At 58.7% G+C, this 10435-nt stretch carries 11 protein-coding genes; 5 read left to right on the plus strand and 6 right to left on the minus strand.

Annotated elements, in window-relative coordinates; genetic code table 11:
* Positions 1-5 precede the first annotated feature (5 nt).
* Entirely contained in the window at positions 6-659 is a 654-nt protein-coding gene (locus tag Q0239_RS01770; protein ID WP_298597423.1) for a DedA family protein, read from the plus strand.
* Here Q0239_RS01770 and Q0239_RS01775 read toward each other — a convergent pair whose 3' ends face one another.
* Entirely contained in the window at positions 660-1079 is a 420-nt protein-coding gene (locus Q0239_RS01775) for a VOC family protein (RefSeq protein ID WP_298597391.1), read from the minus strand.
* Positions 1076-1855: a hypothetical protein gene (locus tag Q0239_RS01780; protein ID WP_298597394.1), complete on the minus strand. Its 780-nt coding sequence runs from the start codon at positions 1853-1855 to the stop codon at positions 1076-1078. Before Q0239_RS01780 ends, Q0239_RS01775 begins: the two co-directional genes overlap by 4 nt.
* An 88-nt stretch (positions 1856-1943) precedes the next feature.
* Here Q0239_RS01780 and lnt point away from each other — a divergent pair, with 88 nt between their 5' ends.
* Both lnt and metK read left to right on the plus strand, forming a co-directional pair.
* Positions 1944-3563, plus strand: coding sequence for an apolipoprotein N-acyltransferase (gene lnt, locus Q0239_RS01785; RefSeq protein ID WP_298597397.1), 1620 nt, complete (start codon positions 1944-1946; stop codon positions 3561-3563).
* A 61-nt stretch (positions 3564-3624) separates the two neighbouring features.
* Positions 3625-4830, plus strand: a complete 1206-nt coding sequence (metK, locus tag Q0239_RS01790) for a methionine adenosyltransferase (protein ID WP_298597401.1) — start codon at positions 3625-3627, stop codon at positions 4828-4830.
* On the opposite strand, the gene Q0239_RS01795 is transcribed toward metK, so the two are convergent.
* On the minus strand, positions 4827-6128 hold the full coding sequence (locus Q0239_RS01795; RefSeq protein WP_298597403.1) for a GGDEF domain-containing protein: 1302 nt from the start codon (positions 6126-6128) through the stop codon (positions 4827-4829). The genes metK and Q0239_RS01795 overlap by 4 nt on opposite strands.
* On the opposite strand from Q0239_RS01795, the gene Q0239_RS01800 reads away from it, so the two are divergent.
* Positions 6127-6840: a tRNA (guanosine(46)-N(7))-methyltransferase TrmB gene (locus tag Q0239_RS01800; protein WP_298597406.1), complete on the plus strand. Its 714-nt coding sequence runs from the start codon at positions 6127-6129 to the stop codon at positions 6838-6840. The two genes, Q0239_RS01795 and Q0239_RS01800, sit on opposite strands and share 2 nt — an antisense overlap.
* Before the next feature lie 239 nt (positions 6841-7079).
* Positions 7080-8195 carry a site-specific integrase gene (locus Q0239_RS01805; RefSeq protein WP_298597411.1) on the plus strand — a complete coding sequence of 372 codons (1116 nt, stop codon included), beginning with the start codon at positions 7080-7082 and terminating at the stop codon, positions 8193-8195.
* A gap of 50 nt (positions 8196-8245) precedes the next feature.
* Here the strand turns inward: Q0239_RS01805 and Q0239_RS01810 are convergent, their stop codons facing one another.
* The 3 genes from Q0239_RS01810 to trbG form a co-directional block, all read right to left on the minus strand.
* Positions 8246-8485, minus strand: coding sequence for a DUF2274 domain-containing protein (locus tag Q0239_RS01810; protein ID WP_298597414.1), 240 nt, complete (start codon positions 8483-8485; stop codon positions 8246-8248).
* A complete protein-coding gene (locus Q0239_RS01815) occupies positions 8482-9699 on the minus strand; it encodes a TrbI/VirB10 family protein (RefSeq protein ID WP_298597417.1) in 1218 nt (405 codons plus the stop codon). The genes Q0239_RS01810 and Q0239_RS01815 overlap by 4 nt, the downstream gene beginning before the upstream one ends.
* Positions 9696-10435 (minus strand): P-type conjugative transfer protein TrbG (gene trbG / locus Q0239_RS01820; protein WP_298597420.1); only part of this gene is annotated, 740 nt, incomplete at its 5' end. The genes trbG and Q0239_RS01815, both read right to left, overlap by 4 nt.

Raw genomic sequence — 10435 nt, forward strand, 5'->3', positions numbered from 1 at the left:
ACCCCATGTTGTGCCTGCTTTTATACGAGGGGGCGGAGGAAAACGCCCCCCCCCCCCTGGGGGGGGGTTGGGTGTTCCTTTTCTCCTTCATTGAATCGAGCTTCTTCCCGATCCCGCCACACCCACTGCTTGGCCTGATGTGCCTGGCACGGCCCGACCGCGCGATCCGCTATGGCGCCGTCTGCACCATTGCATCAGTGCTGGGCGGACTGTTCGGCTACGCCATTGGCTATTTTGCCTATGAAACCATTGGCGTGTCGTTGCTCAAGGCCTTGGGCCTGTGGGACACTTTCCCCGCGGCCGCCTGTTATCTGCGCGAATTCGGGGCAGAGATCATCCTGATAAAAGGCGCAACCCCGATCCCGTTCAAACTGTTGACGCTGACCGCGGGCTTCATCCAGATGCCCTTATTCGATTTCATCTGGTCAAGCGTGCTGAGCCGCGCCTTCCAGTTCATGCTGGTGGGCATATTATTCTGGAAATTCGGCGCGCCGATCAAGGCTTTCATCGACAAATATCTGGCCTGGGTCAGCGCCGGGTTCATCATAATCGTTGTCGGCGGCTTTGTCGCTTTCTCAATGCTGGCGGGCGGCGGATCGAAAGCGAGCGACAAATGCTCAGGCGTAACAACCATGGAGCAGGTTTTTCAACGGACCTGATCAGGTCGCGAACAACTGTCCATCATCGGCAAAAGCCTTGAACTCCAATGCATTGCCGCTGGGGTCAGTGAAAAACATCGTCGCCTGTTCGCCCACCTGCCCTTTGAAACGGACATAAGGTTCTATCCCAAACTGCACGCCAGCCGCCTTCAGGCGCGAGGCCAGATCCTCCCATTGCGGCATTGTCAGGACGATCCCGAAATGCGGGACCGGCACGTCGTGCCCGTCGACCGCATTGTGGATCGGGCGCGGCGTCATGCCAGCGTCCAGATGCGCCACAATTTGATGGCCATAGAGATCAAAATCGATCCAGTGATCCGACGAGCGTCCCTCGCGGCAGCCAAGCAGTTCGCCGTAAAACGCTCTCGCTGCTGCAAGATCATGCACGGGAAAGGCAAGGTGAAACGGGCGCAAGCTCATTCGGGCGGCATCGCCAGCGCTAGCGATTCCCCGAGGCGAAGGCAGCGCGCCATTTTTTCTTCGTTGCTGGGTTCGTTTTCGAGCTCGACCTGCAGTTCTTCGGCAGAAATAGGCTTGGGTTTTCCGGCAGCGGGAAGCCCTCGGGCCTTCATAGCAAAAGCGTTCGCCAGTCGCGCGAAAGCCTTCGCATCGCGACTGTCAGCACCCTCGCGCCCTGAAATTTCCTTGTACGAAATGTCGACCAGCGTCTTGCAATAGCGGATGCGATGCGGGTTCCCCAAATCCTCACCCAATTGAGTGCGATATAGGGCGATCTTGTCTGGTTCGTCGGTTTGCCAATCAGGTTCGGCTGCCAGCATCGACGCGCTGTTGTCAACGGCGGCGGCAGAGGTCGAAGCGTCAGTCGCGGCGAGCTGCCTGTCCATGACAGACTGGCATTCGTTGAAGCGGTTGCGGACATAGTCTTTCGACTTAGCGTCATCATCCATCCCGATGACCTTGGCTTGCTCGGCCTCGACCGCCTGCTTGATAGCAAAGGCGACAACCTCACGTGGCTGACCACTCTCTTGCATCACCCGTTCGCCCACTATCCCGGCCCAGCGCTTACCACTCTCGCGAACGTCGGCATAGCTGGCCAACGCTTCAGCGCCAGATCGTTGCTCGTGCGCGACAATGCCGATTACAGCAACACAGCCAATATCGCGCATCTGCAGGTCACTAATCGGGATGGGCGGATTGGGTGCCAGCATCAGCGCAAAAATCGGGATCATGTTCATCGGCTTTTGTTAGCAGCGCGCGTCTGAACGGCAAACAACAAGTTTGAGCGATTGCAATTGCAACATTTGCCCGCCATGTCAGCATCCAATGGCGAAGCTGCTGGCAACTTTCGAAAAACATCACGGTTTGACCCTGTTGATTGCGGGCGGAATTTCCGCCACCGGCTTTGCGCCGCTCAATCTGTGGCCGCTGACTTTGCTGAGCCTCGCATTACTGATGCAGTTGGTTGCCAGGGCGAAGAGCGGCAAACGCGCCTTCGTTCTGGGCTGGCTCTTCGGCGTTGGGCATTTCTGCATCGGCAACAACTGGATCGCGACCGCCTTCACCTATCAGGCAGCCATGCCCGCCTGGCTGGGCTGGATCGCGGTGTTTTTGCTCGCGCTCTATCTGGCGGTTTATCCGGCTCTAGCGTGCTGGGGGGTGTGGCGGATTGCGAATTTTGCCGCGCCTGCCTCCCCCAAGGCGACGATCCCATTCATCCTCGCATTCGCCGGATGCTGGATCATCACCGAATGGTTTCGCAGTTGGGTCTTCACCGGCTTTGCCTGGAACCCGTTGGGCGTCATTGCGGTCGGCGATGCGGCAGCGCCTGCCATCTATATCGGCAGCTATGGGCTGTCAGGGTTGGTCATCGCATCAGCAGGTATCTTGCTGCTGCTGGTAAGCCGCACGTGGCGACCTGCCCTTTTCCTAGCCTTACCGCTCACTATGTTGGCTGTGACTGCGCTGGTCGTGTTCAACACGGACAGCATCGATACCGTGATCCGCAACAAAGCGTTCAACAAACGGCAGGTCGAACTCACAATCGTTCAGCCCAATATCAGCCAGATCGATAAATATGCTCCCGGTTATGACGCGATCAATTTCTCCCGCCTTGCCCAACACAGCCAGCCGAAAAATGAACGCCCCCGCCTGGTCCTCTGGCCCGAAGCCGCGATCCCCTGGCGGTTGGAGGAAGGCTATCCCTTCCGTTACTACCAGTTCCAGCCCGGAGAGAGCGCCCAGGGTGCACGACTTACTTTGATGCGGCTGATGAACCCCGGTGACGTCCTGATCACTGGCGTGGACCGTTTGGAATTTGACAAAGGCGAGCAACTCGTGGGCGCGCGTAATGGCGTCACCGCGATGGACAGCTCGGGCAAAATTCTCGCCACCTATGACAAGGCGCACCTCGTTCCCTATGGCGAATATCTGGCACTTCGCTGGCTGCTCGAGCCGCTCGGCGCAACGCGATTGGTGCCGGGGACGATCGATTTCTGGCCCGGTCCCGGTCCGCGTACGCTCGACCTTCCATTCAACGGACAGCGCGTGAAAGTCGGCATGCAGATCTGCTATGAAATCATCTTTTCGGGGCAGGTGACGGACCGCGCCAACCGCCCCGATTTCATCTTCAACCCCTCGAACGATGCTTGGTTCGGCAGATGGGGCCCGCCGCAGCATCTCGCGCAGGCCCGCCTGCGCGCGATCGAAGAGGGCCTGCCCGTTGTCCGCGCGACCCCGACCGGGATCAGCGCCGTGGTCGACGCCGACGGTCGCATCATCGACAGACTGTCCCATGGCAAAGCGGGACGCATCGACGCACGTTTGCCTTTGGCAAAAGCGCCAACGCTGTTTGCTCTTTACGGCAATCTCCTGCCGCTCGCCTTTGCCGCACTGCTCATCGCATGCGCGCTGTTGCCACTTGCCCGACGTCACTCTTCTCGCTAATGGGCCGCGCAGCACATAAAGATTTCTTTATACGCAGACACAGCCACTGACTGGAAAAACCATGCGCACCAATTATCTTTTCACCTCTGAATCCGTATCCGAAGGCCATCCTGACAAGGTTGCCGACCAGATCAGCGATGCCATCGTCGACCTGTTTCTGTCCAAAGACCCAGAAGCCCGCATCGCTTGCGAAACGCTGACCACCACCCAACTTGTCGTGCTGGCCGGCGAAATCCGCTGCAAGGGCGTCTATGAAAACGGTGAATGGGCACCCGGCGCGAAGGAAGAGATTGAGGCCACCGTCCGCCGCACGGTTAAGGAAATCGGATATGAGCAGGAGGGCTTCCATTGGGAAAGCTTCCGCTTTGAAAACAATCTGCACGGCCAGTCTGCGCACATCGCGCAGGGCGTTGATGCCAGCGGCAACAAGGATGAAGGCGCAGGCGATCAGGGCATCATGTTCGGTTACGCGACCGACGAAACCCCCGATTTGATGCCGGCCACGCTCTACTACAGCCACAAAATCCTCGAGCGCATGGCCGCTGACCGCCATTCGGGCGCAGCTCCATTTCTGGAGCCCGATGCCAAGAGCCAGGTGACGTTGCGTTATGAAGGCAGCCTGCCCGTCGCGGCAACCGCAGTCGTCGTCTCGACCCAGCATGCACGGGGCTATGATGAAGGCGCAAAGGAAGCCGAACTGCACGCCTATGTGAAAAAGGTGGTCGCAGACGTGATTCCGCCAGTGCTGCTGCGCGGAACAGAATATCACATCAACCCGACAGGCAGCTTTGAAATTGGTGGCCCCGATGGCGATGCTGGCCTCACCGGCCGCAAGATCATCGTCGACACTTATGGTGGCGCGGCCCCGCATGGCGGCGGCGCGTTCAGCGGCAAGGACCCGACAAAGGTCGACCGCTCAGCCGCTTATATCAGCCGCTATCTGGCAAAGAACATCGTCGCCGCTGGCCTTGCGACGCGCTGCACGATCCAGCTGGCCTATGCTATCGGCGTGTCCAAACCGCTTTCACTTTATGTCGACACCCACGAAACCGGGACGGTTGGCGACGACAAGATTGAAGCTGCCATCATGGGTATTGAAAAGCTGGGGGGCCTCACCCCGCGTTCGATCCGCACCCATCTTGGTCTCAACAAACCAATCTATCGCAACACCGCTGCCTACGGCCATTTCGGACGCAAGGCGGAGGGCGATTTCTTCCCGTGGGAACGCACCGATCTGGTCGAAGACCTGAAGGCAGCGCTAGCCTAAGCTGGAACGGCCGCAACGGTTTTGAGTGTGTTTTCGTCGACATCGGCGAAAACCACCCTGTTGCGGCCGGTTTCTTTCGCACGATACAGTGCACGGTCCGCCCGCCGGATGGAATCGTCGATATCCTCGCCCGGCTCGACCAGCGCGACACCGACACTCGCGGTGCAAGATAATGCTTCATAAGGCGCATCCAACCGCGTTGCCGCCACGGCGGACCGCAAAAGTTCAGCAAGCTGCAATACCGCCGCTCTCTCGCCCGTTCGGAGAAGAATCACAAACTCTTCCCCGCCAAAGCGCACGACTTCTCCTAGCCCCCTGCAGCATGTAATCAGCGTCTGCGAAACTGCGACAAGAACACCGTCGCCAATGCCGTGCCCATATGTGTCATTGACCTGCTTAAAATGATCAAGGTCGACCATCAAAGCAGATTGAAACGGCATGGCCCCCCCGGGGCCTTCCAGCATCCGTTCAAAACCTCGTCGATTGGCAACCCCGGTCAGTGGATCAATCGTCGCCGCAGCAAAATGCCGCGCCACCATGTCGGTCGTGATCGCCATCACCAGCAGAAATGCCAAACTCAGTGCGAAAATTGCTGAGGTGAAATAGAAAATCATCATATATTGCGACCATTGGCTGGTCCGCGCATATTCACCAGACTGGTCGAGCGTGAAGTAGAAACCAAATCGTACCAGATAGCAAAGCCAGCACATCGCCACCACAAATGCAGTCACCTTATCCAAGCGTTTAGCACGGTGCTTAAAAAACCCGGGTAACGCCAAAGTCAGAATGGCGATGGCGACGATCGATGCATTCGGTACCCTTATTGCCACGCTATCAACGATGAAGGTGGCGTACAGATTGATCGCAAGGCCAATTGCGAAAAGTGTCGCCGCAGGCTTCACCGGTATTTTATCGCCATGACGCGTCAGGAAGGCATCGGCTGTATACCAGATGACGAGCCAATGAAGCGGAACAGCAATTGTGAAGAACCAACTTGGGAAAAGACTGCGTTGCGTATCGAGTACAATCGCCAGCATGCCAATACCGAAGGCTGCGGCGCCCTTCTTTGCAGAAGAAGATCCGCTCTCCGAACGCGCGAGCGTCATGAACACGGCAGTAAAGACGCCGTACATGACGGGAAGTACCCAAAAGAAGATCTTGTCGGTAATCACGCTGGTCCGAATACCCCCCAAGTAATAATCATTTTGCACGTAAGTTAGTGTAAATCCGGTAAAGACCGACGGCGCACGACAGACTCGCTTGCGCCGACAGCATTTTCCGCTAATCGCCGCCGCCATGACTGCGCACAAAGCCGGAGACCCGACAACGCTCAACCGCCTTTATGGCCGGTCGAAGGGTAAGAAACTGCGCTCCGCCCAGCAGGACCTGATCGACAATCTGCTTCCGCAAATTGCGGTACCGGAAGATGGCCCGGTTACCGCAGAACGTCTTTTTGGCATCGATCGGCCGCTGCATTTCGAAATCGGTTTCGGCGGCGGGGAGCATATGGCCTACCGCGCCGACATGCTGCCCGATCATGGCTTTATCGGCTGCGAACCCTTTGAGAACGGCGTCGCGCAGGCGCTTACCCATATCGACAATTATAACGGTATCGGCCCACTAGCCAATGTCCGGATCCATATGGGCGACGCGCTCGAAGTACTGGCGCGAATTCCAGATGGCAGCCTCAGCTTTGTGTACCTGCTACATCCAGACCCCTGGCCAAAAGCGCGGCATGCAAAGCGACGAATGATGAATGATGGCCCGGTCGACATGATCGCGGCGAAGCTAAAGCCCGGCGGCGAATTCCGGTTCGGCACCGATCACGCGATATATCTGCGTCATGCGCTGATGGTGATGCAAACGCACCGCCACCAGTTCGAATGGCTATGCAATGGTCCCAAAGATTTTCAGGTGCGCCCCGGCGGCTGGCCCGAAACGCGTTATGAAGCCAAGGCCCGTAATGTATACGGTCACGAAGTGTGGTATTTCCGCTGGAGGCGTAATTAGGGATACCTATAGCGTATAATTGCCGAGTTATATCAGCATATTAGCTACGCTACAATTTTCGTCCCTTGGCGGCATTTTCCGCCTCGGTGATTGCCCGGTGATTGCTGGGTGATTGCTGCAACGCCCATATTTGGAGGCGAAAATGGCTAGTGGAAGAATCACAAAAAGAATAGTCGATGCATTGATCGCATCGCGAAATGAAGGGTTCCTTTGGGACGAAGATAACAAAGAGTGGAGCCGTGTCATACATCCTGCAGTTCCGAATGGGCGGCCGGGAAGCAAGTACGCGGCGCTACACAATTGGCAGCCACGGATCACCCTGGACACCCACAACCGCCCGGGACGAAGCGCAGCGACTTTCGGTGCTCATTGCGCAAGGTATCGATCCAGTAGAGGTTGAAAAGCAGCGTCGGCGCGAGGCAATCGACCTTGCGTTCAACAATTATGCAGATCAATTTGAGAGGGCATGCGTCGGGAGAGGCTGGAAGCTACTGGTTGCGCGTTCGTTCCGGCTCTATGCGAAGCCGGCGCTCGGGAACAAGCCGCTACCCAAAATCGCCCGATCCGATGTAGTGGCCGTTTTCGATCGGATGCCCGAACACCAGATTGCCAATCGCCGCAATGTTTTCGCTGTTCTTCGGCGGATGTTTCGCTGGGCCGTCAGTAGGGGCGATATTGATCGCAGCCCGATGGAAGGCATGGAAACCCCGCCAGCTGTCAAAGCTCGTGATCGATGGCTCTCGGATCGGGAACTGGCGCGGGTTTGGCTCCATGCACCCGCAACACACCCCTGTTTTGGACCGATTGTGAGGCTGTTGATTGTAACCGGTCAGAGGCGCGAAGAAGTTTCGTCGTTGACCTGGGATGAGTTGGATCGGACGGAGCGCATCTGGACCTTGCCCGGAGATCGCGCAAAAAATGGCGAACCGAACCGGGTCCCGCTCAACGACTTGGCAATCTCCGTGCTTGACGCAGTTGCCGAGAAATCCGTCTGGCCGCAACGCGGTAAGGTTTTTTCGACATCGACTGGCGGAGGCTTCACGGGATATCATAAGGGCAAGCTAAAGCTCGACAGGCTGATCGCGGAAGACAATGGAGAGGTGATGCGGCCTTGGAGGCTGCATGACCTGCGCCGGACTCTTGCAACCGGCTTTCAGCGGCTTGGCGTCCGTTTTGAAGTTACCGAGGCGGTTTTGAACCACGTCGGCGGCTCGCGTGCCGGCGTTGCAGGGATTTACCAGCGGCATGATTGGAAAAACGAAAAGCGCGAAGCGCTAGACCTATGGAATGCGCATGTTGCAACGGCGCTGGAAAACTTGCAAAAAAGTCGGGCGCCGGGCGATCGTCAACAATAGTAACCTGAGTTATCTTTAAACCAGCGCTCGGTTAATTTGTTCGAACAACGCTAGCCAATGCATGGTGTCGGAGGACTGCCACGACGCGTCTTCGCGAACTCGCGGTCGGACGAGATGAACCGTTCAAGCATGGGCGAGACGATCCGCTCCATCGTTGGTGCGCCCTTGGCCTCGCCACCGTTGATCGCAAGCGCATAGGCCAAAAGGTCGCGATGCAATCGAGCCGACAGTTCGACAGTGAGGCGAACTGGTTTTTCATCGGCGAGATCGGCGAGTTTTAGGCGGGTCATTTCCCACCTCTCGGCGAAAGGATCAGATCGCGCGTCACAATTACTCGCACCGGGAAACCCGGCCGGATGGTTAGCGTCGGCCGCACGTTCAATTCCCGACTGACAATCTGCTCGCCCGCGTGGCCCACGCTGTCCTGGCTGCCGCGCCGCAACGCGCGGATGAGATTGCCGTCTTCGCCCGAGCCCAGCTCGGCCCCGACACCCAGCAGGGTCGATACAAGCGCGGCCTTCAAGACTCCCCCCCAGTGAAAGTCAGTTCGATCCTTAAGCCCTGCAAATCCGCGAGGATCGGCACCGGGCTGGCGTTCTAGCACGATCGAATGGCCGTCGGGCAGGATCAGCCGGTTCCAGGCAAGCAGGACGCGGCTCTGCCCGAAGGCGACATCGGCATCATAGTCACCGATGAGCCGCGACCCTTGCGGGATCAAGAGGATCCGCCCGGTGCGGCTGTCATAGACATTTTGCGTCACCTGCGCGGTAATCTGGCCGGGCAGGTCGGAGCGGATGCCGGTAATGAGCGCCGCCGGAATGATGCTGCCGGCCTGAAGGATATGGGAATCGGCAGGCGGAATCAGACGTTCAGGCGAGACGGTGCGCCGATCTGCTGCGCGGTCGAGAAAAGTGCGGCGGCTTTCAGTTTGCCCGGTTGGTGCCGGTGAGGCTGTAGCCGGCGTATCGCCACCAATCGGCAGCGCGGCGCTGGCGGGCGCATTGCCGCCACCCGTTCCGCCGAAAAACACTCGCGCCTGAAGGGCGGCGTCGCGCTCCTGTTCGAGCCGCTGGCGCGCGGCCTCTCGTCCCTGTTCCGCGCGTTGCAAGGCAGTAAGTTCGGGTGACGGCGCTCCCGTTCCAACAGGTGGCATCGCTGCAATCGCTCCCTCGTCCTGCGCGTCGAGGATCGGCTTTCCGAGATCGCCTGGCAATGGTGCGCCCAGCTTGGGAACCTGACCATAATCCTTTGGCGCGCCCGCAAGACTGTCGGCGGCATTGCGGCTATCGGTGTTGTAAAGCTCCTGGCTTCCTCTCGGATCGCCGGGCTGAAGCGCATAGATCAGCGCACCACCGATCAAAGCGGTTGTCGTGGCGCAGGCGATGCCGATCGCCTTCCTCGAAAGCCGCATGACCCTTGGCGGCTCGCGGCGCAGATTGACTGCCGTTTGCGGATCGCCGGTCGGGCCTTCGAGCTCCACCGGGGTTTCAGGATCATGGCTCATGACGTAGCCTTCCGGCGGCTGGAGCGGATGCGGACACGTTGCTCGGATTTGCGGTCACCCAGGCGCAGCTCGGCCTCGGCGAACAGCAGATCGACGATCATATAACGCCCCGAAACGCGGTAGTTGACCAGTTCGGCAGCACCGCCCGCACCGATCACGAACAGCGGCGGCATCTCGCCTTGGCCAATGTTTTCTGGAAATTCGACATAGACCCTTACGCCATCGTCGAAGGCGCGTAACGGCCGCCAGTCGGGCTTGTCGCCCTTGATGCTGTAATCGAAGTTCATTTGGTCGCGGACGATCCAGGCTCCGGCCGGAGCGTTGCGTGCTTCCGCCTCACGCGCCCGGTGCAGCGCGATCAGTTCGTCCTGCGGATAGGTCCAAGACACCGAAGCCATATAGGTCGAAGGCGTGGCGCGCAGTTCGAGGTGATAAGTGCGCCGGTCGGTGTTGATCACCAGGTTGGTGGCAATGTCGGCGCGGGTCGGCTTGATGAGGATATGGACGCGGGCGAGCGCGCCGGTGCCGCTGACCGTATCGCCGATCATCCAGCGCACTGTGTCTCCCGATGCAACCGGACCCGACCCGACCAGTTGCTCGCCTTCCTGAAGCGCGATGTCGGTCACTTGGCCCGGTGCAGCATAGACCTGATAGAGCGCGCCCGGCGTGTAGGGATATTGCTGGATCGCATTCACGAAGCCTTGGGTATGGGGCTGCACCCTAGCGGCTTCATTTG

The sequence above is a fragment of the uncultured Sphingorhabdus sp. genome (genome assembly GCF_937872355.1).
In the GTDB taxonomy this organism is placed as follows: Bacteria; Pseudomonadota; Alphaproteobacteria; order Sphingomonadales; family Sphingomonadaceae; genus Sphingorhabdus_B.

Excerpts from the sequence above, each read along its gene's own strand:
- metK (WP_298597401.1), top strand. The coding sequence starts at position 3,625 with ATGCGCACCAATTATCTTTTCACCTCTGAATCCGTATCCGAAGGCCAT.
- Q0239_RS01810 (WP_298597414.1), bottom strand. The coding sequence starts at position 8,485 with ATGACCCGCCTAAAACTCGCCGATCTCGCCGATGAAAAACCAGTTCGC.
- Q0239_RS01795 (WP_298597403.1), bottom strand. The coding sequence starts at position 6,128 with ATGGCGGCGGCGATTAGCGGAAAATGCTGTCGGCGCAAGCGAGTCTGT.
- Q0239_RS01770 (WP_298597423.1), top strand. The coding sequence starts at position 6 with ATGTTGTGCCTGCTTTTATACGAGGGGGCGGAGGAAAACGCCCCCCCC.
- Q0239_RS01780 (WP_298597394.1), bottom strand. The coding sequence starts at position 1,855 with ATGAACATGATCCCGATTTTTGCGCTGATGCTGGCACCCAATCCGCCC.
- lnt (WP_298597397.1), top strand. The coding sequence starts at position 1,944 with ATGGCGAAGCTGCTGGCAACTTTCGAAAAACATCACGGTTTGACCCTG.
- Q0239_RS01775 (WP_298597391.1), bottom strand. The coding sequence starts at position 1,079 with ATGAGCTTGCGCCCGTTTCACCTTGCCTTTCCCGTGCATGATCTTGCA.
- Q0239_RS01815 (WP_298597417.1), bottom strand. The coding sequence starts at position 9,699 with ATGAGCCATGATCCTGAAACCCCGGTGGAGCTCGAAGGCCCGACCGGC.
- Q0239_RS01800 (WP_298597406.1), top strand. The coding sequence starts at position 6,127 with ATGACTGCGCACAAAGCCGGAGACCCGACAACGCTCAACCGCCTTTAT.